Source organism: Paraburkholderia sp. Ac-20336 (assembly GCF_017105025.1).
Classification (GTDB): domain Bacteria; phylum Pseudomonadota; class Gammaproteobacteria; order Burkholderiales; family Burkholderiaceae; genus Paraburkholderia.
The window spans coordinates 265,361-286,339 of the sequence record NZ_JAAGPS010000001.1 but is presented as its reverse complement, the minus strand read 5'-3'; the positions used below and the strand labels follow the sequence as shown (position 1 = coordinate 286,339).

At 63.4% G+C, this 20,979-nt stretch carries 17 protein-coding genes; 9 read left to right on the top strand and 8 right to left on the bottom strand.

Translation table 11 applies throughout. The features are described 5' to 3' along the window. Positions 1 to 184: 184 nt before the first annotated feature. The 4 genes from GXB81_RS01245 to acnA all read right to left on the bottom strand — a co-directional run bounded on the left by GXB81_RS01245 (position 185) and on the right by acnA (position 6,114). Positions 185 to 1,411, bottom strand: coding sequence for a YeeE/YedE family protein (locus tag GXB81_RS01245; protein WP_205988083.1), 1,227 nt, complete (start codon positions 1,409 to 1,411; stop codon positions 185 to 187). Positions 1,412 to 1,774: 363 nt separating this feature from the next. Next, positions 1,775 to 2,509, bottom strand: a complete 735-nt coding sequence (locus GXB81_RS01240; RefSeq protein ID WP_167281386.1) for an ABC transporter substrate-binding protein — start codon at positions 2,507 to 2,509, stop codon at positions 1,775 to 1,777. Then, entirely contained in the window at positions 2,506 to 3,441 is a 936-nt protein-coding gene (locus tag GXB81_RS01235; protein WP_167281388.1) for a GntR family transcriptional regulator, read from the bottom strand. Before GXB81_RS01235 ends, GXB81_RS01240 begins: the two co-directional genes overlap by 4 nt. Before the next feature lie 30 nt (positions 3,442 to 3,471). Then, entirely contained in the window at positions 3,472 to 6,114 is a 2,643-nt protein-coding gene (gene acnA / locus GXB81_RS01230; protein ID WP_205988082.1) for an aconitate hydratase AcnA, read from the bottom strand. Positions 6,115 to 6,154: 40 nt separating this feature from the next. On the opposite strand from acnA, the gene GXB81_RS01225 reads away from it, so the two are divergent. The 3 genes from GXB81_RS01225 to GXB81_RS01215 all read left to right on the top strand — a co-directional run bounded on the left by GXB81_RS01225 (position 6,155) and on the right by GXB81_RS01215 (position 9,735). Then, positions 6,155 to 7,264, top strand: a complete 1,110-nt coding sequence (locus tag GXB81_RS01225; RefSeq protein WP_346777763.1) for a lactonase family protein — start codon at positions 6,155 to 6,157, stop codon at positions 7,262 to 7,264. A 56-nt stretch (positions 7,265 to 7,320) separates the two neighbouring features. Then, positions 7,321 to 8,646: an MFS transporter gene (locus tag GXB81_RS01220; protein ID WP_167037467.1), complete on the top strand. Its 1,326-nt coding sequence runs from the start codon at positions 7,321 to 7,323 to the stop codon at positions 8,644 to 8,646. Positions 8,647 to 8,718: 72 nt separating this feature from the next. Further along, positions 8,719 to 9,735 carry an ABC transporter substrate-binding protein gene (locus GXB81_RS01215; protein WP_167281391.1) on the top strand — a complete coding sequence of 339 codons (1,017 nt, stop codon included), beginning with the start codon at positions 8,719 to 8,721 and terminating at the stop codon, positions 9,733 to 9,735. Between the two features lie 92 nt (positions 9,736 to 9,827). Here GXB81_RS01215 and GXB81_RS01210 read toward each other — a convergent pair whose 3' ends face one another. Both GXB81_RS01210 and GXB81_RS01205 read right to left on the bottom strand, forming a co-directional pair. After that, positions 9,828 to 10,853 carry a hypothetical protein gene (locus GXB81_RS01210; RefSeq protein ID WP_205988081.1) on the bottom strand — a complete coding sequence of 342 codons (1,026 nt, stop codon included), beginning with the start codon at positions 10,851 to 10,853 and terminating at the stop codon, positions 9,828 to 9,830. Between the two features lie 682 nt (positions 10,854 to 11,535). After that, the gene (locus GXB81_RS01205; protein ID WP_205988080.1) at positions 11,536 to 12,306 is read right to left on the bottom strand and encodes an IclR family transcriptional regulator; all 771 of its coding nucleotides are present in this window, start codon (positions 12,304 to 12,306) and stop codon (positions 11,536 to 11,538) included. 308 nt (positions 12,307 to 12,614) lie between these two features. Here GXB81_RS01205 and GXB81_RS01200 point away from each other — a divergent pair, with 308 nt between their 5' ends. From GXB81_RS01200 to GXB81_RS01175, 6 genes are all read left to right on the top strand, one after another. After that, on the top strand, positions 12,615 to 13,970 hold the full coding sequence (locus tag GXB81_RS01200; protein ID WP_167281396.1) for an MFS transporter: 1,356 nt from the start codon (positions 12,615 to 12,617) through the stop codon (positions 13,968 to 13,970). Positions 13,971 to 13,989: 19 nt separating this feature from the next. Continuing rightward, positions 13,990 to 14,985, top strand: coding sequence for an asparaginase (locus GXB81_RS01195; RefSeq protein WP_167281398.1), 996 nt, complete (start codon positions 13,990 to 13,992; stop codon positions 14,983 to 14,985). Between the two features lie 37 nt (positions 14,986 to 15,022). Further along, entirely contained in the window at positions 15,023 to 15,964 is a 942-nt protein-coding gene (locus tag GXB81_RS01190) for a polysaccharide deacetylase family protein (RefSeq protein WP_167037512.1), read from the top strand. Then, positions 15,961 to 16,722: a glucose 1-dehydrogenase gene (locus GXB81_RS01185; protein WP_167281401.1), complete on the top strand. Its 762-nt coding sequence runs from the start codon at positions 15,961 to 15,963 to the stop codon at positions 16,720 to 16,722. Before GXB81_RS01190 ends, GXB81_RS01185 begins: the two co-directional genes overlap by 4 nt. 68 nt (positions 16,723 to 16,790) lie before the next feature. Further along, positions 16,791 to 17,615 carry a phytanoyl-CoA dioxygenase family protein gene (locus tag GXB81_RS01180; RefSeq protein ID WP_167037518.1) on the top strand — a complete coding sequence of 275 codons (825 nt, stop codon included), beginning with the start codon at positions 16,791 to 16,793 and terminating at the stop codon, positions 17,613 to 17,615. A gap of 103 nt (positions 17,616 to 17,718) precedes the next feature. Further along, positions 17,719 to 19,065, top strand: a complete 1,347-nt coding sequence (locus GXB81_RS01175) for an MFS transporter (protein WP_167281402.1) — start codon at positions 17,719 to 17,721, stop codon at positions 19,063 to 19,065. Positions 19,066 to 19,147: 82 nt separating this feature from the next. Here the strand turns inward: GXB81_RS01175 and GXB81_RS01170 are convergent, their stop codons facing one another. Continuing rightward, on the bottom strand, positions 19,148 to 19,999 hold the full coding sequence (locus tag GXB81_RS01170) for a phytanoyl-CoA dioxygenase family protein (protein ID WP_167037524.1): 852 nt from the start codon (positions 19,997 to 19,999) through the stop codon (positions 19,148 to 19,150). A 463-nt stretch (positions 20,000 to 20,462) separates the two neighbouring features. Continuing rightward, complete coding sequence (locus GXB81_RS01165; RefSeq protein WP_205988079.1) at positions 20,463 to 20,939, bottom strand: OsmC family protein; 477 nt, start codon at positions 20,937 to 20,939, stop codon at positions 20,463 to 20,465. Positions 20,940 to 20,979 lie beyond the last annotated feature (40 nt).

The following is a 20,979-nucleotide window of genomic DNA, read 5'->3' as shown; positions in this document are numbered from 1 at the left end:
TGAGACCACGATACGATTCCCGCGTCATGCACGCAATGCAATGGAATCAATGACGTCATTGCGAACGGCAATACGAGCCGAACGGCATGACGCCTTTGCGTTCACGGCCGAGGCATAAAAAAAGGCAACGCGTCACGCGTTGCCTTCCTGATTACACCGGCAAATAGAGGTCGCAGCCGCCCGCTCAACAACCCGTCTGCTTCACGCGCTCGACCGCGAGCCCGAAGGCCGGACGCAGCTTCGTGCCGACCACGTTGCCGAAAAATGCCGCGACGAGCCAGAGCCAGCCATGCAGGCTGCCCGACACGATACCGCTGAAATACGCGCCGATATTGCAGCCATACGCGAGGCGCGCGCCATAGCCGAGCAGCAGCCCGCCGACGATGGCGGCGATCAGCGAGCGCAAAGGCAGACGCCATACCGGCGCGTAGCGGCCGGCGAGCGAAGCGGCAACCATCGCGCCGATTACGATGCCGATGTCCATCACGGACTTCACGTCGTGGCTGATCGGCGCGGCCAGGGCGGCCGCGTTCGGGCCGGTGCTCCACACCGGCCAGCTTGCGACGTCGATGCCCAGCGCGGAGAACGCCTTGGCGCCCCACAGCGCGAACGCCGACGTGATGCCCCAGGGGTGGCCCGACAACGCGAGCGTCACGAAGTTGAGGATCGCCAGCACGACACCACCGGCGAGCAGCGGCCACGGGCCATGCAGCCACGGCGACGCGTTCGGCGCGCGATCCACGTCGCTCACGAGATGGCCGTGACGGCGCTTCTCGATCAGCACGGTCAGCGCGGCGATCGCCGCGAACACCACGAGATTCAGCGCGATCGCCGGACCGACGCCGAGCGTCTTCACGAGCGAGATCGGCTGGAGATGCGGCAGCGCGGACCAGAACGGCATGTGCGCGGTGCCGACCACCGAGCCGACGATAAACGCGATCAGCGTGACCACCATCCGCGTGCTGCCGCCGCCGACGGTGTACAGCGTGCCGGACGCACAGCCGCCGCCGAGCTGCATGCCAACGCCGAAAATGAACGCGCCTATCACGACCGAGGTGCCGGGGGGCGACACTTCGCCGACAACCGGATGACCGAACAGCGTGCCGGCAGACAGCGCGGGGAAGAACAGCAGCACGCCGATTGCGAGCATCAGCATCTGCGCGCGCAGGCCGGCGCCGCGGCCGTCGGCGATGAAGACCCGCCATGCGGACGTAAAGCCGAACGCGGCGTGATAGAGCGTGACGCCAAGCAGCGCGCCGAGGACGTACAGCGCGGCCTGCGTCACGCTGACGGTCTGCGCGAGATAGACGGCACCGATCACGACGAGCGCGAGCGCGACGACGAGCGGCTTCGGATTGATGTTGACGAGACGGCGGGGCGCGCCGCCGAACGGCGTGGATAGATCGGACATGATGAGCGGAGACGGACGCGCCCATCGCGTGCGCACAGCACACCGCTGGCGGGTCAACCGGGCGGTCGCTGCGCGGGCGAAAAGCCGCGACAAATCGTTTTAGAAGAAGTCCGTGAGTATACCGAAATGTCACGTTGCGGCCGGCGCCCGCCACGGCGCCGCGTTCCTCGACGGCGCAACCGCGCGCGCCGCCCCATGAGCCTGAGAAGCTTGCTGCACGGGGCCTGGCGAGAATCGACGCCATTTCTGGCGGTCGCTTAATAACCCGTTGTCATAGCGACATTTCGAATCTGCCTTAAAACAGCCATGTTTCAGGGCCGATTTTTCAGAGGCAATTCCCTCCTCTTCCCCGGAAGCCGTCGTTTATTCGAGCGGCGCAACCGAAGCGCCTGCAATGCGATGGCGTTCCAGTGCCTGCGCGACGAACCCGCTGCGTTTCATCTCTTCGACAAACTCGCGTAATTCCTCGGCCGCCCGTTCTCCCCGGCTCTTTGCGACGCCCATTGCCTGCCGGATCACCATGAAACGCTCGTCGAGCAAGCGCAGTCCGCTGGTTTTCGCGGCATCGGCTTCGAGTTGCTGCCTGACGCCGGCGGCCACTTCAAGCGTTTGTTCGAGGAAGGTTTGGACCACCGTGGGCGAAGTCGGCGCACGCACGATCTGCGCGGCTTTCAGTTCCCGCGTGAGGAACAGGTCGTAGGCGCTGCCCTTGCCGACCGCCACCCGGTTATGCGGATAATCGACATCGGCATTGGAGCGGATCGGCGAAGCCTCGCGTACGAGATAGAACCCTTCAATCAGCACGTACGGCGCGGTAAACGCAATGGTTTCGCCGCGCTTCGGGTCCACGGCGAAAAAGCCGAAGTCCGCGCGCTCGTCGCTGACGGCCTCCACGGACTTGCCCGCCGCGTCGAACACGACGAGTTCGAGCGGCACACCGAGGCGTTGCGCGAACGCGCGCGCGAGATCGACCGATACGCCGGCCGGCTCGCCCGACTGCGGACTCAGGTTGGCGAGAATCGGATTGCCGAGATTGATGGACGCACGCAGCGTTCCGGTGGGCGCGAATGCCTTGACGATGGCGGAATCGATATTCATAAGGTCGTGGCGGATTGAACCGTGTGTTGATCCTCCTGCGCCGAGCCGAGGATTTCCTGGATGCTCGCCAGAGCCTCCAGCGTATGCAAAAGGTGCTGGCGTAATGCTTCGGATGCCTCTTCGTTGCGCTCGCGCTCCAGCAGTTCGAGCACGTGCAGATGCTGCCTGGCATGCTCCACATAGCGCTTGCGATGCTGCATCGAACGGTACGAGATCAGCCGGCGCACCCGGTTGACACGGCGAATGGTGTCGATAAAAAAACTGTTGCCCGACGCCTCGACGAGCGATTCGTGAAAGCGCACGCCGCGCTCGTGCAACTGATCGGCGGTATCGGTTTCGATGCCGCCCGCGAGCAGATGCTTTTCGACCTCGCGGCAACGTTCGAGCACCTTGCGCTCGAGCCGGTAGCCGGGTTCGAGCAGCGCCGCCGGCTCCAGCGCGAGACGCAGCCGGTAAGACTTGAGCAGGCTGTCGGGCGTCGTGAGCATGGGCGAGAATTCCCAGCCGTAACCGGGCTTGCGCTCTGCCCAGCCCTCCTGCGCAATCCGGTTCAATAGCGCGCTCAATTGCGCGCCCGTGAGACCGTAGCGCGTGCGGATCATCTGCTCGGATACAACGTCCGGCAGTTCCCCTTTGAGGCGATCGTCGGCGATCTGGAAATAGACGCTCGTCACGATGCCGGTCCCGGCGAGACCCAGTTCGCTGACCACGTCGGCCAAGGGATCGACGAGCGGCCGCGCCACGAAGAAGCCGCGATTTTTCTCGCGCGTCAGCACGCCCTTCTCGTGCAGCAGCGCGAGCGCTTCGTTCACGGGCGAGCGCGACACGCGAAGCCGGTCGGCCAGCATCTGCGCGGGCAGATGCGCGCCGGCTTCGAGCCCTTCGTTGCTGATCAGTTCGAGTATCTGGGTGGCAATGGAGCGGTCGATCATCTCAGTCGGTCAGGTTCGCCGCGCGGGAGCTCAGTCTGCGCCCCCGCCGCGCGCGAGGTTGTTCTGCAGGATCAGCGGAATTACGCCGCCCGAACGCAGCAGCCTGCATTCGAGGCGCGTCTCCACGGCCGCGCGCACGTCGATCGCCTCGACGCGGCCGTCGGCACGCACGATACGCACGGGCACCGTGCAGCGCGGCGTGATCGTGGCGGCGTCCGCTGCGACTTCGAGCATATCACCCGGCCCGAGCGCGAGGGTGTCCGGATGGATGCCGGGCGCGAAACGCAGCGGCAGGATGCCCATGCCGATCAGATTCGAGCGATGGATGCGCTCGAAGCTCGCGGCCAGCACCGCGCGAATACCCAGGAGCCGCTGCCCCTTCGCGGCCCAGTCGCGCGACGAGCCCGTGCCGTAGCGTTCACCCGCGACGAGCACGACGGCATCGCCCGCGTCCGCATAGCGCCTGGCGGCCTCATGAATCGGCAGCACTTCGCCGCTCGGCACGTGCAGCGTGTGAGCAACCGGCATGCCGGGCTTGAGCCGGTTCACCAGCGTCTTGCTGTAGAACGCCGCACGCATCATCACTTCCCAGTTGCCGCGGCGCGAGGCGAACACGTTCAGGTCGTTGCGGTCGTCGCCGCGCGAGACGAGAAAATCGGCGACGAAGCTGTCTTTCGGAATCGCGCTCGCCGGCGAGATGTGGTCGGTCGTGATGTCGTCGCCGAGCACGAGCAACGGATACGCGCGATAGTGGCCGAGCTGGCTGCCCTGATCGATGGCCGCGAACGGCGGCCGGCGTAAAGCCGTCGACGCCGGATTCCACGGAAAGCGCGCGCCCGATGGCGCGTCGAGTTCGTGCCATGCCGGATTGCGGCTCGCCGCGGCAAACGCGCGGGGGTAGTCCTCGGGGTCGGCCGCCTGCTCGACGAGCGCGGCCACTTCCTCGCGCGTCGGCCACAGATCGCGCAGCAGGACCGGCGTACCGTCGGCCGCGCATTGCACGGGCTCGCGGCTCAGGTCGGTTTCGGCATTGCCCGCAAAGGCGAACGCGACCACGAGCGGCGGCGACATGATGAAGCCGAGATCGAGATCGGGGTGAATGCGTCCCGCGAAATTGCGGTTGCCCGAGAGCACGGCAACGGGATAGATGCAGCCTTCGGCCTGCGACGCGCGCACGCTTTCGGTGAGCGGCCCCGAGTTGCCGATGCAGGTCGTGCAGCCATAGCCGACGATGTCGAAGCCCACGGCGGAAAGATCGTCGATCAGACCGGCACGTTCCAGATACGCAGCGGCGGCCGGCGATCCGGGTGCCAATGAGGTCTTGATCCACGCCGGCACCGCAAGGCCTTTCGCGCGTGCCTTGCGCGCCACGAGCCCAGCGGCGATCAGCAAGGCGGGATCGGACGTGTTCGTGCAACTCGTGATCGCCGCGATCGCCACGGGGTGACGCGGCATCGGCTCGTGCGGCGCTTTCGATCCGCCTTCCGGCTTGAAGCCGAGCTTCGCGAGCGCGGCGGGCAATGCCGAGTAATCGAGCAGATCCTGCGGGCGGCGCGGGCCGGCCACGTGCATGCCGATGCTGGCGAGATCGATGTCGATCGCGCGTGTGTAGCGCGGCGCGGCCTCGGGATCGAACCACAGGCCGGCCGCGCGCGTGAACGCCTCGACCAGTTGCACGGCTTGCGCTGTGCGATGCGTCGCGTGCAGGTAGTCGAGCGTACGTGCGTCCACGGGGAAAAAGCCCGTCGATGCGCCGTACTCCGGCGCCATGTTCGCCACGACCGAGCGTTCGCCCGCGCTGAGCGTCGACACGCCCGGCCCGAAGAACTCGACGAACTCGCCCGAGACGCCGATCGCGCGCAGCCGCTGCGTGACCGTCAGCGCGAGATCGGTGGCGAGCACGCCCGGCCGCAGCGCGCCCGTGAGACGCACGCCGATCACATCGGGAATGCGCTGCATTACCGGCATGCCGAACATCACCGTCTGCGCTTCGAGGCCGCCCACGCCCCAGCCGAGCACGCCGATGCCGTTGATCATCGGCGTATGGCTGTCCGTGCCGATCAGCGTGTCGGGCACGGCCCACGGCTCGCCGTCGCGCGTGACGCGCGTCACCACCGTCGCGAGCTGCTCCAGGTTGATCGTATGCATGATCCCCGTGCCCGGCGGATGGATGCGCACGCCCGTCAAGGCCTGCGAAGCCCAGCGCAGAAAGCGGTAACGCTCCGCGTTGCGGCGCAGTTCGAGCGCGAGATTCCGCGGCGCGGCATCGGGCTTGCCGAAGTACTCGACCGCGAGCGAATGATCGACCGACGAATCGACCGGCAACACGGGATTGAGCGCGGCAGGGTCCGCGCCCGCCTCGGCCAGCGCATCGCGCATCGCCGCGATGTCGACCAGCGCGGGCGTGCTCGTCGTGTCGTGCATCAGCACGCGGTTGGGCTGAAACGCGATTTCGTGCTCGCTGGTGGCGCGCTCGCGCCACGCGAGGATCGCGGCGACCGCCTGAGCGCGCTCTTCGCCATCCGTATTACGAATCACGTTTTCGAGCAGCAGGCGCAGCACGACGGGCAGTTCGCGCAGCTGCGCGCCGAACATGCCGGGCAGATCGACGAAACGCAAGCTCGCGCCGCCCGCGTCGAGATGGGAGATGAGGGGGGTGTCGGTGTTTTCCATAACTGTATTTTTGCACTTCATATAGTCAAAATGCAATCCAGTGGAAACCCGCAATACGAGGCACACCGTTTTGAAACAAAAGACCCCCCTGTTTGCTTATGTCGGTTCGCGCACGACGCGCGAGCGCAACGCCCGCGGCGACGGCATCAGCGTCTATCAGGTCGAGACGCAGACCGGCGCGCTGACGCTCGTGCAGCTCGTCAAGGACCTGGTGAACCCGTCGTTCCTTGCGCTGAGCCGGAACGGCGAGCATCTCTACAGCGTGCATGGCGACATGAGCGACATCAGCGCGTTCAGCGTGGACAAGGCGAGCGGCAAGCTCACGTTCCTCAATCGCCAGAGCACCGAAGGCAACAATCCCGTGCATCTCGCAATCGATCCGGGCGGCCGCTACGTGGTCGTGTCCAATCACATCGGCGCGAGCCTCGCGGTGCTGCCCATCGCCGCCGACGGCTCGCTCGAACCGCTCACACAGCTCGTGCAGCTGGACGGCCCCATCGGTCCGCATCGGATCGAACAGAAGCAGGCGAAACCGCACTTCAATCCGTTCGCGCCGGACGGGCGCTTCGTGATCGTTCCGGACAAGGGACTCGACCGCACGTTCTCGTTCCGCTTCGAAAACGGCCGGCTCACGCCCGCCGCGACACCCTTCGTCGCGGCTCGCGAGGGCGCGGGGCCGCGCCATATCGCGTTCCATCCGGATGGCCGCCATGCGTGGGTCGTCAACGAACTCGATTCGACGGTTACGGCGTATGGCTACGATGCGGCCAACGGCTCGCTCACGCCGCGGCAGGTGCTGTCGAGTCTGCCGGATACCTGCACGGGCAATAGCCGCGCGGCGGAAATCGAAGTCGATCCCACGGGCCGCTTCGTCTATGCGTCGAACCGCGGTGACGACAGCATTGCCGTGTTCGGCATCGATGCGTCGAATGGCCGGCTGCGCTTTCTGCATGCCGTCCCCACGCAAGGCAAGACGCCCCGCTTCATGACGGTCACACCCGATGGCCGCTTCATGTACGTGCTCAACGAGGACAGCGACACCATCGTCGTGTTCTCCGTCGATGCGCACTCAGGCGGCCTCGCGCCGACCGGCTTCGTTGCCTCGTCGGGCAGCCCGGTCTGCCTGGTGTTCTCGCCGCACCACACCTGACACACCTTTCCGATTCACGCGAAGCCTGGCGGACTCGGCCGCCAGCGGAGAAAGCCATGACAGCCAGCCCCGCAATCGACGAACACGCACTCGTACGCAAGATCACGTGGCGCATCATCCCGTTCGTTTTCATCCTCTACATCATTTCCTACATCGACCGCGCGAACATCGGCTACGCGGCGTTGCAGATGAATCACGAGCTGGCGCTGACGGGCGAGGCATTCGGCTTCGCCTCGGGCATCTTCTTCATCGGTTACTTCCTGTTCGAGGTGCCGAGCAACGTCATGCTCAACCGGTTCGGCGCGCGTGTCTGGATTGCCCGCATCCTCGTGACCTGGGGCATGGTGTCCGTGGGTTCCGCCTTCGTGCAGAACGCCACGCAGCTTTATGTGCTGCGCTTTCTGCTCGGCGTGGCCGAGGCCGGATTTTTCCCCGGCATCATCGTCTATCTCACGTACTGGTTCCGGGCCAGGGAGCTCGCGACGACGGTCGCGCTCTTCACGGCCGCCATTCCGGTCTCGTACATCATCGGCGCACCGCTCAGCACATGGGTGATGGACCACGCGCAGTGGCTGAACTGGAGCGGCTGGCGCTGGATGCTCGTGCTCGAAGGCGCGCCCGCGCTGATCGGCGGCGTTCTGTGCTTCTTCTATCTGACCGACCGGCCCGCCGACGCGAAGTGGCTCAAGCCTCACGAGCGCGAATGGCTGCAGGGCGAACTCGCCAACGATCGAAAGGCCCGCCCCCACGCGAAGCATTTCGGCTCGCTCAAGGCGATGACCAATCCGAAGGTGCTTTACCTGTCGTTCATCTACTTCGTCTATCAATGCGGCAGCCTCGGCGTCGGCTACTGGATGCCCCAGATCATCAAGGGATTCTCCAGAACGCTGAGCCACACGCAGATCGGCCTCATCGCCATGATTCCGTACCTTGCGGCGACGATCGCCATGGTGCTGTGGTCCAGAAGCTCGGATCGCCGCAACGAACGACGCCTGCATTCGGCGATCCCGCTCGGCGTTGCGGCGCTCGCCCTGCTGGGTGCGGGCCTCGCGACGAATCCCTATGTATCGATCGTGATGATCAGCCTGAGTCTCGCGGGACTCTACGCGTTCAAATCGCCGTTCTGGGCCCTCCCCACGCTGTTCCTCAGCCGGTCCACGGCGGCGGTCTCCATTGCCGTCATCAATTCGGTGGGCAATCTGGGCGGCTTCGTTGGCCCCTTCGCCATTGGATTCATCAAGGGCACAGGAAAGAGTGCAACGCCGGGCCTGCTGTTTCTCTCGGCGCTGCTGGTCGCGTCGTTCCTGATGGCGTATTTCATTCGCATCGACGAACCCGGCACCGACGACGCGACCGGCGCGGTCCCGAATCACAGCCATTGAGTTTCCCTCGGCAAACCAGCGCGTCTGGTTCCCGGCTATTTTTGACCCGAAGACCCTTGCGAGAAATAAATCATGAATAACGCACCGAAAGCACGTCTTTTCTGCACCGCCGTCGCATTTGCGAGCCTCGTCGCCATATCGCCCGCACGGGCCGACGATAGCCCGACCATCTCGATCATGGTCGGCGGCATCTCGAAGTTCATCTACCTGCCCGCGAAGCTCGCCGATCAGCTCGGCTACTTCAAGGACGAGAAACTGAACGTCGAACTGCTGTCGCAACCGGCCGGCGTCGATGCCGAAAACGAACTGCTGTCAGGCTCCGTTCAGGCCGTCGCCAGCGCCTACGACCATACGATCGACCTGCAGAGCAAGGGCAAGGAAGTGCGATCCATCGCAACGTTCCTTCAGGTGCCGGGAGAAGTCGAAGTCGTATCGAAGGCGTCGCCGATGAAAAGCATGGCCGACGCGAAAGGCAAGACCCTGGGCGTGACGGGCCTGGGCTCGTCGACCGACTTTCTTACGCAGTACATGGCGCTCAAATACGGCATTACGTCGAAGGAGTATTCGACGCTGCCGGTTGGCGCGGACAATTCGTTCATCGCCGCCATTCAACAGCGGCGTATCGATGCGGGCATGACGACCGAGCCGACCGTGTCGAGACTGCTTCAGAAGGGCGATGCGTCGGTCATGGTCGACATGCGAACCGTCGAGGGAACGCAGAAGGCGCTCGGCGGCATCTACCCCTTTACGGGGCTATACGTTAACGCCGACTGGCTGGCATCGCACAAGCAACAGGCGGCGGGTCTCGCGCGCGCGATCGCCCGAACCATGGTCTATATCCATACGCACTCGCCCGAAGAAATCGCCGACAAAATGCCGAAGGATTACTACGGCGGCGATAAGGCGCTCTACGTGCAGGCCCTGAAGTCGACCATGGCGATGTACACGCCCGATGGAAAGATGCCTGCGGGCGGGCCGGAAAATGTTCTCAAGATTCTGTCGACGATCAATCCGGCGATCAAAGGCAAGCATATCGATCTCAACCGGACTTATACGAACGAGTTTGTCTCGGCGGCGAAGGGATCGTGATTGGTCTTTCTCCCGGCGACGGTTGGATGCCGTGCCGGGAGTATTTTCGTGTGGGTATGCTGAAGCTGTCGTTCGGGGAACGGCCGGCTTCCTCACCGCGGATTACTCGCTTTCTTCAGCACGCCTTCAAGATCACTCAAAAGGTTAAGGGCGTCAGACTGCGACTCCTCATGAGACCACTGTCCGGCTTGTGTCCGCATGTCAGCGACCAGTTGCCGAAGCTCACCGTGCGGTAAATCGCTTGTGTGATTGAGGTACACCTCGTAAGCATCGTCGAGATCTTCCTCCGGTATGTGACGCATGGCGCCGTAAAGCTTGCTGTACAGCTTGCCCCGCTCAGGTTGAGCGATATCGTCCGCGTTGCGGACGAGCTCATCGAAATTGCTGATAGGCACCGTCGTCAAGGGCAAGTCGTCAATCATCCGCTCTACAAGCGGCGCAACGTTAGCTTCACGCGGCCACTCGGCGAATATTGCATCGTGCAGCGCCTGGAGATTGTCCGGTTCAAGGTGTTGCGCACCTATCTCCGCCAGAGCAAGCGACACGTCGAGTGCGTCTTTGTCATCCAGATAGGCATTCTGTTTAGCCATTGTATTGAGCAGCCTCGCGACCTCTTTCTGTTTTTGCCTGGGGGGCAAAGGCGAATTGGCAACGAATGGCCCTGCGAGCTGCGTCAGCTCTTTCATAGCGCCCGCGCGCTCTCCGTCTAATATGTGCTCGAGAAAGTTCTCGCGCATCTTGCTGAAAAACTCCATGCGGCCGGTCGGAGACAGTTTGGACCACGCAATCCGTATTTGCTTCCCCACCTCCTGTTCGTTGCGTCTATTTTCCGACTCCACGCGAACCAGGCCGCGGTTCCTTCGACGCTTGCTCATGGCCTCCGTCCCAGCAAACCCTTCGTTCGCCAGTCTACGATCTATCGCTCCTTCCAGGATTGCTTTCGACAAACTGCCACCCGTTTTGCGTTTGCCTAGAACAGAAGCGGGATTCTCGGGTAACGGTCCATTGAAGCGATCCGTTGGCACCGGCGTCGCGGCGGAACGAGTCAATGCCGATGATTCAGCAGAACCGAGTGGCGAGGGCACCGGGGCTTTGATCAGGGTCCTGAACTGGGCCAAGGCATGCTGCTCGGTCTGCCTGGCGGAGGCTCGGTAACCGTCCTTGCCAGTCGGCCTGGTGGCCCCAGACTGTGGAGCGGCAACGTTCAATGGTGGCCGTCCGAGCGCCGATTCCCGACTCCCGAGATCCTTCAACAGGCCAGGCACTGCGGGCCTGGCGCGCAGGACACCATGGCCCTCCTCGCCTGCCTGTTTCTTTCTCCGGGACTCCAGCTCGTCATGCCAGGAAGCGTCAGCGCTCGATTTCCCGGAAGAAGGTCCGGCATACGATGAAGCATTGAGGGAGTTCGATCTGGAGGTTTTCACGGTGAAATAGGTTACCCGTATGAGATGTCAACTGAAGTCAACACTTGCAACTGGAGAGAGTGCATCTGCTGCGCCATTGTTTATTTCGGCGCGCACAGTTCAGCAGCCTTCTGAGCATCGCTGATCGTCATCGGGCAGCCACCGCGCCCCGGGAAAATCAGCAAGAGAGGGATAGGCCAATCATTCTTGCCCTCTCTCATCGCAACCGACCGCTCAGGCGCGAAGATCCGTTCAGAAACACGACACCAGCGCGCGAGTTTCCCTCGCCGTGTGGGATCGGCGAATGAGGGGAAATATCAGAGGAAACAAATGAGCGCCCGCCGCCGGGAGGCGAAAAAATACGCCGTCAGCTAATGGGGCCCGCTAACGAACACCGTTAGCCGCCCGTGTCGCCAAGCGCCGCGGCAATCTGCGCGGCGGCGGTACGCAACGGTTCGACGAGATCGGGCAGTTGCTCGAACGGCACGCGCGCGCTGGGGCCCGACATGCCGATACACAGAAAATCGCGCTGCGTCGACAACGGAATCACCACCGCGCAACCGATCACACCCTGGCCGTACTCCTCGTTGCTGAAGGCCCAACCGTGCTTGCGCACTTCGCGTATGTGCGCGGCGAATGCGTCGCGCTCCGTGATGGTGTTCGGCGCGAGTTCAACCAGCGGATGCGCGTCGAGCCACGCATCGAGCGCCTCGTCGCCGAGCGACGCCAGATAGAGCTTGCCAATCGACGTGCAGTGCAACGGCGCGCTGCGTCCCTGCTCCAGTTGCAGCCCACTCGCGCGCCGCACCTGCACCGCGTCGATGTACAGCACCTCGCCGTTGGCGATCGTACCGATCTGGCAGTGTTCCTGAATCTGGGCAGCGAGCCGTTCGAGGATCGCATGCGGTTCATCGGCGACAACCGCCGCTTCCAGCACCTGACTACTGAGCTCGATCAGCTTCGGCCCCGGCAGCACGAGTTTCTTCGACCCGATCGCGCGCTTGAGCAAGCCGCGCTCCTCGAGGTTCCCGACCATCCGATGCACCGTCGGCGCCGGCAGCCCCGCCGCGGCACCGATCTCGGCAAGGCTCAGCGCGCGGCGCGCTCGCACGATCGCGCCGATCACGGCAAAGATGCGATCGATGGGCTGGTCGTTGGACGGCGTCATGGGCATGTACGTATTCGAAGCGGGTTAAAGAATTCGCCCTCGCGGACGGCACCCGGCATTTTAGCCTGGAGTATTTCCAGCGATGCTCCACGCGCCTTGCGGGGCGCGGTTCGGCAAGGTTTTCGACGCAGCCGTTCGCCCCTGCGCACGATCGGCTGGAACCGGTCCCTGCTGCATCGCAATTTTGAAATCGATTGACGAACCCCCGAAAAAATCTCTAATATCGGAATTGTTTATTCCGTTTTATGGAATAAACACAGACCACCCTTTGACGGCACAGGCCGAATGCATCTGTAAGGTAGACCAACATGAATCTCGAATCGACGGCCGATATCGCCTCGAACGCGCCAGCATCGGAAGCCGCGTTGTCCGCCACGGTCGGGAGGGTGGCGCGGCGGCTCATCCCGTTCCTGTGCATCCTCTATTTCTTCGCCTATCTGGATCGCTTCAACGTCGGCTTTGCCGCGCTGACGATGAACCAGGATCTCGGGTTGTCGGTCGCCACCTACGGCTTCGCGGCATCGATGTTTTTCTGGGGCTACATCCTCTTCGAAGTCCCAAGCAATCTCGTGCTCGGCAAGATCGGCGCGCGCTTCTGGATTTCGCGGATCATGATTACGTGGGGTCTGATTTCGGCGGCCACCATCTTCGTGACGGGCAGCACGAGCCTGTCGACGCTGCGCTTTCTGCTCGGTGCCGCCGAGGCGGGATTTCTGCCCGGCATTCTCGTGTATCTGACCGAGTGGTTTCCACGCGCCGACCGCGCCCGCATGATCGGCCTGTTCCAGATCGCGATGCCGCTCTCCGGCGTGCTCGGCGCACCGGTCTCGTCGCTGATCCTCGCGCATATGCATGGCGTGGCCGGTCTCGCGGGATGGAAATGGCTCTTTCTCACCCAGGGTCTGCCGTCGGTGCTGCTCGGCATCTCGTGCCTGTGGCTGTTGCCGTCGCGCCCCTCGGAAGCGAAATGGCTCGGCAATCGCGAACGCATCGAACTCGAACGCGTGCTCGACGCCGAGCGCCAGCAGACCGAAGCCGTGCGCGTCTTCTCGCTGCGCGAGGGCTTCACCAATCCGCGCGTGCTGGTGCTGGCGCTGCTGTTCTTCTGTCTCGTGTGCGGCTCGACCGGCGTCGGCTTTTTCCTGCCACTGATCGTCAAGGACTTCGGGCTGTCGACCGTACAGATCGGCGTGGTCACCGCGATTCCCTATCTGCTTGCCGTGATCGGCATGGTGTGGTGGTCACGCCGCTCGGACATCAAGGGCAAGCGCATCGAGTACGTCGCGCTCGCGGCGATTTTCGCGGCCGCGGGTTTTCTGCTCGCCGCGTTCACGCTGAAGACGCCCGTCGTCGCCGTGATCGGCCTGAGCATGGGCTGTGTCGGCATCTTCGCGAGCTTTCCGGTGTTCTGGACCTTGCCGCCGTCGTTTCTGACCGGCACGACGGCCGCCGCGTCGATCGCCTTCATCAACTCGCTCGGTAACGTCAGCGGCATCGTCGGGCCGGGCGTGATCGGCTGGACGCGCGACGTATCCGGCGGCTTCACGCTCATGCTGGGCATCCTCGCGGTATTGATGGCAATCGCCGCCGCGCTTTCCTCGGTGTTCGCCCGCATGAACGCGCGCAGCGAACCCCATCTCGCGCAACCTCATCCGAACCGCTGATTTTCCGGAGACGACTCGCATGCAAGGCTTACCCGAAATCGCGTTGATCGGCTGCGGCGGCACGATCTCGACGCTCGCCACCGATCCGCTCGACACGATCGACTATCCGGAAACAGGCGAACGGCTCGACGTGGCCGCGGTACTCGAACGCGTCCCGCTCGCGCAGCGCTTTGCGCGCATCCGCGCCGTGCCGTTCCGCGCAACCGGCTCGTCCGCATTCGGTCCCGCGGAATGGCAGGATTTGCGCGCCGCCATCGAGGCGGTCGCACCGACCGTACAGGGCGTCGTCGTGCTGCATGGCACGGCCACGATCGAAGAAACCGCGTTCTTCCTGCACATGACGCTGCGCACCGCGACACCGGTCGTGCTGGTGGGCTCGCAGCGTCCGCTGAACGTGCTGTCCAGCGACGCCGCCATGAACCTGCTGGCCGCGCTGCGTGTGGCCGGCTCGGCCGATGCGCGCGGTCATGGCGTGCTGGTCGTGCTCAACGACGAAATCCACAGCGCGCGCGATGTCGTCAAGACGTCGAACTACCGGCTGCAGACGTTCGCGTCGCCGCTTTATGGTCCGCTCGGCTACGTCGAAGGAGACGGCGCGTATTTCGCGCGCCGCTCGCTGCGCCGTCACGCGCCGGATAGCGCACCCGCCGCATGGACGGCCGACGCGCCGCTGCCGCGCGTGGACGTCGTGTACTCGGTCGCGGGCAACGACGGCGCGCTGATCGACGCGTCGTGCGACGCGGGAGCACGCGGCATCGTGTGCGCCGGTCTCGCGCCGGGCCTGCCCTCGCCGGCCGAACGCAAGGCGCTGCTGCGCGCACGCGAGCGCGGCGTCGCCGTCGTGCAGACAAGCCGCGCACACAGCGGAATGATTCCCGCGCGACGCTGGCTCGCCGAACACGGCATCGTCGCCGGCAGCGATCTCACGCCTCAGAAATGCCGGATTCTGCTGATGCTCGGCATCGCGCTCGGCTACGACACCGGCGGATTGCGCGAACTGTTCGCCACGCACTGAGAAGACTATCCGTCGCCCCAACATGAAAGGAGAACTCATGCTGAAACTGCCCCATCACAACCGTTACGAATACAGCGCGATCAACAACCGCAAGGACTACAGCTGGCCGGGCGGCAAGCGTCTTGCGCTCTACTTCGGCATCAACATCGAACACTTCTCGTTCGGCCACGGCATGCGCCATGCGATTTCGACGCAGCAGGTGCCGCCCGATCCGCGCACGTTCAGCTGGCTCGACTACGGCAACCGCGTCGGCGTGTGGCGGCTCTTCGATCTCTTCGACGAGATGAAGCTGCCCGCGTGCCATCTGATCAACACGACCGTGTTCGATTACGCGCCGGACATTCTCGAAGCCATCAAGGCGCGCGGCGATGAAATCATCGGCCACGGGCGCACCAACGCCGAGAAGCAGGGCGACATGTGGGAAGAAGACGAGGCGCGTTTTCTCGCCTATATCCACGACAAGATCCGCACCGACAGCGGCACCGCGCCGCGCGGCTGGATGGCGCCGTGGATGTCGCAATCTCACGTCACGGCCGATCTTCTCGACGAAACCGGCTTCCGTTTCGCGATGGACTGGCCGTTCGACGACCAGCCGATCTGGATGCGCACGCGCAACGGCCGCCTGATGTCGCTGCCCTATCCGCTCGAAATCAACGACTCGCCGCAGGTCGTCGTGCAGAAGCAGACCGGCGAAGCGTTCGCCCAGTCGATCATCGATCAGTTTGACGAAATGATCGAGCAATCCGAAAAGCAGCCGCTCGTCTGCGGCATCGCGCTGCACACCATGGTGGTCGGTCAGCCGTTCCGTTTGCGTGCGTTGCGCCGCGCGTTGCAGCACATCGTCTCGCATCCCCTGTTCGACCGCGTGTGGCTCACGCGCCCCGGCGCAATCTACGACCACTGCTGTTCGCTGCCGCAAGGCACGATTCCCGGCGACGACTACCCGTGGCGCGAGGGCGCAAGAGAGGGGACGCGATGAAACTCGCCGACAAGGTCGCCATCGTCACCGGCGCGGCGTCCGGCATCGGCGCGGATGCGGCCCGCACCTTCGCGCGCGAAGGCGCGAAGGTCGCGCTCGTCGATCTGAACGGCGATGCGCTCGCGAGCGTCGAGCGCGAGATTACCGAAGCAGGCGGAGAAGCGCTCGCGATCTGCGCGAATGTCGCCGATGCCGAAGCGGTGCAAGCCGGCGTCGCACGCGTGCTGTCGTGCTGGCAGCACGTCGACGTATTGCTGACCTGTTCGGCGATCTCGCCGGGCGGACGCGTCGACGAACTGGACGAGGCGACGTGGGATCGCGTGTTCGACATCAACGTAAAGGGCTGCTTTCTATGGGCCCGCGCCGTCCTGCCGACGATGCTCGCGCGGCAGCGCGGCTCGATCGTCTTCGTCGGCTCGCAACTGGTGGCGTCGAGCGGCGGCGGCAACGCCTCGTATGTCGCGAGCAAGGGCGCGGTCGCCACACTCGCGAAGACGATGGCGGTGGACTACGCATCGCAGGGTATCCGCGTGAACGCGCTGATGCCCGGCGTGATCGACACGCCGATGTCGCGTACCTCGATCGGACGCAGCGCCGATCCGGACGCGACCCGCACGCGCTGGCAGAACCGCCATGCGATGAAGCGCTTCGGGCGCGTGGAAGAAACCTCGCGCGCGGCCCTCTTTCTCGCCAGCGACGATTCCTCGTTCACCACCGGCAGCTGGCTTTTCGTGGACGGCGGCTGGTCCGCCACCTGAGCGCACGCGGGCCGTATCCGGCCCGCGCATTGCGCAACATCAACAATCATTGAAGGACACTTCGCATCATGGGCAAGAAACTTAGCGACGCACAGATCCAGCACTATCGCGACTTCGGCTACGTCAGCCCGGTCGACGCCTTTCCGGCCGATCAGGCCGCGAACTATCTTCAGCAACTCGAAGCATTCGAGGCAACCCGCAACCAGCAGATGGGCAAGGGCTTCAATTTCAAACCGCATCTGCTCTTTCCGTGGGTGGACGAAATCGGCCGTCACCCGGCCGTGCTCGACGCCGTGGAAGACCTGATCGGCCCGGACATCCTGCTATTCAATCTCGCCGTGTGGCCCAAGAAAGCGCATGACCCGGCTTATGTGTCCTGGCATCAGGATTCGACCTACTTCGGGCTGGAGCCCAGCACGCAGGTCACGATCTGGGTCGCGCTGACCGATGCGTCGATCGAAGCGGGCTGCATGGAAGTCGTGCCCGGATCGCACAAGCTCGGCCAGTTGCATCACGGCGAAGTGCCGTCCAAAGACATTCTGTTGTCGAAAGGCCAGACGATCGACGTCGACTACGATCGCAGCAAGACCGCCTTCATGCCGGTCAAACCGGGACAATTCTCGATACACGACACCTATCTGATCCACGCATCCGGTCCGAACCAGTCGGATCACCGGCGAGTGGGGCTCGGCTTCAGCTACATCCCGACGCACGCGCGCAATGTCGGCTCGACGCGTCTGACGGCCATGCTCGTGCGCGGCGAGGACACATTCGGCTATTACGACGACGAACCGCGTCCGCGCGTGAACAACGGCGAAGCGGAGCAGGCCTTTCATCAGGAAGCGGTTGCCCGCTTCCAGCGAGGACTCGACGAGCAGGCCGCCAAGTATTGAAGCGTTAGCGCGCGGGAGTTCGTGTATCGCGCTCCCGCGGCGATCGGGCATCGTCGCCGTTAAATGCTGTGCAAGAAAACTCACCAGGAAAGGAGTAGGGACAATGTCACAGTCATTTTCGCAAGCCGCATCTACGACTGCCTCGAACCGGCTGGTCAGCGCGACCACCTCGAAGGTCGCCCGCAAGCTGGTTCCGTTCCTGCTGGTTCTGTATTTCTTTGCCTATCTCGACCGCTTCAATGTGGGCATCGCTTCGCTCACGATGAACAAGGATCTGGGTTTATCCATGGCGGCCTATGGATTTGCCGCTTCCATGTTCTTCGTGGGCTATATCCTTTTCGAGGTTCCGAGCAACATCGTTCTAGGCAAAGTCGGCGCGCGTTACTGGATCGCCCGCATCATGATTTCGTGGGGCGTGCTGTCGTCCGCCATGGTCCTCGTGCAGGGTGAGACCAGCATGGCGGTTCTGCGATTTCTGCTCGGTGTGGCCGAGGCGGGCTTTTTCCCCGGCATCGTCGTTTATCTGACGCAATGGTTCCCGAGGTCGACCCGGGCCGGAGCCCTGGGCATGTTTGCGGTGGCCATGCCATTGGCCGGCGTCGTGGGCTCGCCCATTTCCGCCGTGATCCTGAACTACACCGATCATGTGCTGGGCATGCAGGGCTGGAAATGGCTGTTCCTGCTCGAAGGCTTACCCTCGGTACTGCTTGGCATTGCCTGCCTGTGGCTGCTGCCCTCGCGGCCCGCGGACGCAAAATGGCTGAGCGCCGCCGAGCGATCCGCCCTCGAAGCGGTGCTCGAAGCCGAGCGCAAGGAAACCGAGGCCGTGCATAAGTTTTCGCTGATGGAAGGCTTCATGACCCCGCGCGTGCTGATCCTCGCATTACTGCTGTTTTGCCTGATCTGCGGCTCGTCCGGGTCCGGGTTCTTCCTTCCCCAGGTCATCAAGGATTTCGGCCTCGGTACGGTTCAGGTAGGCGTCGTGACGGCCATTCCCTATCTGCTGGCCGCGATCGCGACAGTCTGGTGGTCGCGCCAGGCGGACCGTCATCATGGGGGCATACGCTATGTGGCGATTCCTGCGGCCTTCAGCGCCGTCGGCTTCCTGATCGCGGCGACTTTCTTGCAGACGCCGTTTGTTGCCGTGATCGGTCTCAGCATGGCGTGCATGGGCATCTTCGCGACGTTCCCGGTTTTCTTCACGGTGCCCCAGACCTTCATGACCGGCCTCGCCGCCGCAGCAGCGATCGCGTTCGTCAATTCCTTCGGCAATATCAGCGGTATCGTGCTGCCCGGGTTTATCGGCTGGACACGCGACGTATCGGGTGGTTTTGCGCTGATGCTTTATATCCTGTCGGGGATTTTCGCTTTTGCCGTATTCCTGTGCTGGTGCTTCTCGGCGATCCATCGCCGGCAGCAGGCAGCGGATCGTCAGCAAGCGCTGGCATAGCACGAGAAGAGGTCGTCCGGCGCAACCGTGTAAGCGGGTGCCCAGCCTCTGGGGAGCAAGAGAGGCTGGTCCCGGTACAAGCTCAATAGCGCTTCGCCTGCTCGGCGTTCAGTTCCTGGAAGCGGCCCAGCGAGAACTGATGCGCCGCCTGTTCCGCTTCGCCATAGTCGACTTTCGGACGCGGCTCGTCGTCGAAATTGCCGTACCTGTCTTCGCCACGCATCAGCATGGCGCTCAGCCTGACATCGCTCTTGCATCGCGACGAAGCCGGGATGTAGCTCAGCGCCATGCCGACACGCCGAAAATCCGACTCGTTCGGACCCGATGCGTGAATCAGAAACGTATCGTGCAGGGAGCACTGGCCCGCCTTGACCGGCATGAATTCAGTACGAGACTTGTCGTACGGCACGTCGATGGTCTGACCGCGCGACAGCAGAATATTGTCGGACTTGACCTCCGCATGATGCAGCTGTCCCAGCTTATGCGAGCCCGGCACGACCTCCATGCAGCCGGACTCGATCGGCGCATCGGCCAGTGCGATCCAGACCGCAACCTGCGTGGAAGGGTCCAGCCCGAAGTAGGTCGCGTCCTGGTGCCAGCTGACGTAGGCCGGATCATGAGCATCCTTGGGCCACACCGCCATATTGAAGAGCCGGATATCAGGCCCGATCAGATCTTCCACGTAATCGAGAATGATCGGGTTATGAACAATTTCGTCGACCCAGCGAAACAGCAGATGCGGCTTGAAGTTGAAACCCTTACCTTTGCGCGGCGTGAAACCCTGCGCCTTGTTCTGCTGGTTCTGGCTGGCCTCGAATGCTTCCAGCTGATCCAGATAACCCTTCGCCTGCTCCTTGCTGAACACGTCCAGCGGATACAGAAAACCGTTGTCGTTGTATTTGTCGACCTGCGCTTGCGTTAATCCTTTCAGCATTGCCTTCTCCAAAAAAATGCCCCGTCGCGCGGGATGCACGGTGCGAGCACACTTCGTCATGACCGTTATACGGATCACTCTCCCCGACAATTTATTCCATATTTCGGAATTATTTATTCTATATTTTAAAATAAATGTCTCGAGTGTCAAGCAAACGCATTCCCTGACAGGAGACGTTGGGGGATGGGCGACGCGGGTTTCGTGGGGATGAAAGGAGAAGGTCCGGCTCGCCGCCGGGGGCTGCAACGTCCCGCCGGAGCAGGAAAAGATGGGGATCGGGAAGAACGTCCGGGACAGGCGTCAGCGGATCTGGCAGAGGGTGCCGACGTGCGGAGGTGGGGCATCGATCCCGACACGCCAGCGTGCCACGAAGCGCTTCTTCGCGCCATGACCGGGTGTCGGGTTGAGGGGAGTATGAGGAGAGGCTACCGAAGCCTCTGAAGCGGAAAAACGTGCGCGAAGCTCAGGACGCCGCCTGCTCGATCACCGGCTCGCATCGAATCGGAAAATTGACCGAGTTCGCGATATAGCACTTCTGATGCGCAACATGATGCAATGCCTCCGCGAGGCTGCCGTCGTCGCCGGCTCGAATCGTCACGCGCGGGCGCAGGACGATCTGCGTGAAACGCCCCTGTTCGGGGTCGTCCATCATCGTGCCTTCCGCCTCGTCCGCATACGCCAGCACACAGACACCCGCATCCGCGCACAGATGCAGATACCACAGCTTATGGCAGGCCGAGGCTGCGGCCACCAGCAGATCCTCGGGATTCCAGCGCGCCGCGTCGCCGAGAAACGCGGCGTCGGCCGAGCCTGCGATATCGGGCTTCGCGCCCGCGCGAATCGTATGGTCACGGCCATAGTCGCGATATCCCGACGTGCCGCTGCCCTTGTTGCCGGTCCAGTCGACCGTCACGCGATACGTGTGCTTACCGTAGGCCATCGTGTTCTCCTCTGAAGTCGAAGCGTTGCAGCGCTGCATG

Coding starts and splice junctions, on each gene's coding strand:
- GXB81_RS01170 (WP_167037524.1), bottom strand. CDS start 19,999: ATGCTGAAAGGATTAACGCAAGCGCAGGTCGACAAATACAACGACAAC.
- GXB81_RS01200 (WP_167281396.1), top strand. CDS start 12,615: ATGAATCTCGAATCGACGGCCGATATCGCCTCGAACGCGCCAGCATCG.
- acnA (WP_205988082.1), bottom strand. CDS start 6,114: ATGGAAAACACCGACACCCCCCTCATCTCCCATCTCGACGCGGGCGGC.
- GXB81_RS01205 (WP_205988080.1), bottom strand. CDS start 12,306: ATGACGCCGTCCAACGACCAGCCCATCGATCGCATCTTTGCCGTGATC.
- GXB81_RS01175 (WP_167281402.1), top strand. CDS start 17,719: ATGTCACAGTCATTTTCGCAAGCCGCATCTACGACTGCCTCGAACCGG.
- GXB81_RS01220 (WP_167037467.1), top strand. CDS start 7,321: ATGACAGCCAGCCCCGCAATCGACGAACACGCACTCGTACGCAAGATC.
- GXB81_RS01180 (WP_167037518.1), top strand. CDS start 16,791: ATGGGCAAGAAACTTAGCGACGCACAGATCCAGCACTATCGCGACTTC.
- GXB81_RS01235 (WP_167281388.1), bottom strand. CDS start 3,441: ATGATCGACCGCTCCATTGCCACCCAGATACTCGAACTGATCAGCAAC.
- GXB81_RS01165 (WP_205988079.1), bottom strand. CDS start 20,939: ATGGCCTACGGTAAGCACACGTATCGCGTGACGGTCGACTGGACCGGC.
- GXB81_RS01195 (WP_167281398.1), top strand. CDS start 13,990: ATGCAAGGCTTACCCGAAATCGCGTTGATCGGCTGCGGCGGCACGATC.
- GXB81_RS01215 (WP_167281391.1), top strand. CDS start 8,719: ATGAATAACGCACCGAAAGCACGTCTTTTCTGCACCGCCGTCGCATTT.
- GXB81_RS01185 (WP_167281401.1), top strand. CDS start 15,961: ATGAAACTCGCCGACAAGGTCGCCATCGTCACCGGCGCGGCGTCCGGC.
- GXB81_RS01190 (WP_167037512.1), top strand. CDS start 15,023: ATGCTGAAACTGCCCCATCACAACCGTTACGAATACAGCGCGATCAAC.
- GXB81_RS01245 (WP_205988083.1), bottom strand. CDS start 1,411: ATGTCCGATCTATCCACGCCGTTCGGCGGCGCGCCCCGCCGTCTCGTC.
- GXB81_RS01240 (WP_167281386.1), bottom strand. CDS start 2,509: ATGAATATCGATTCCGCCATCGTCAAGGCATTCGCGCCCACCGGAACG.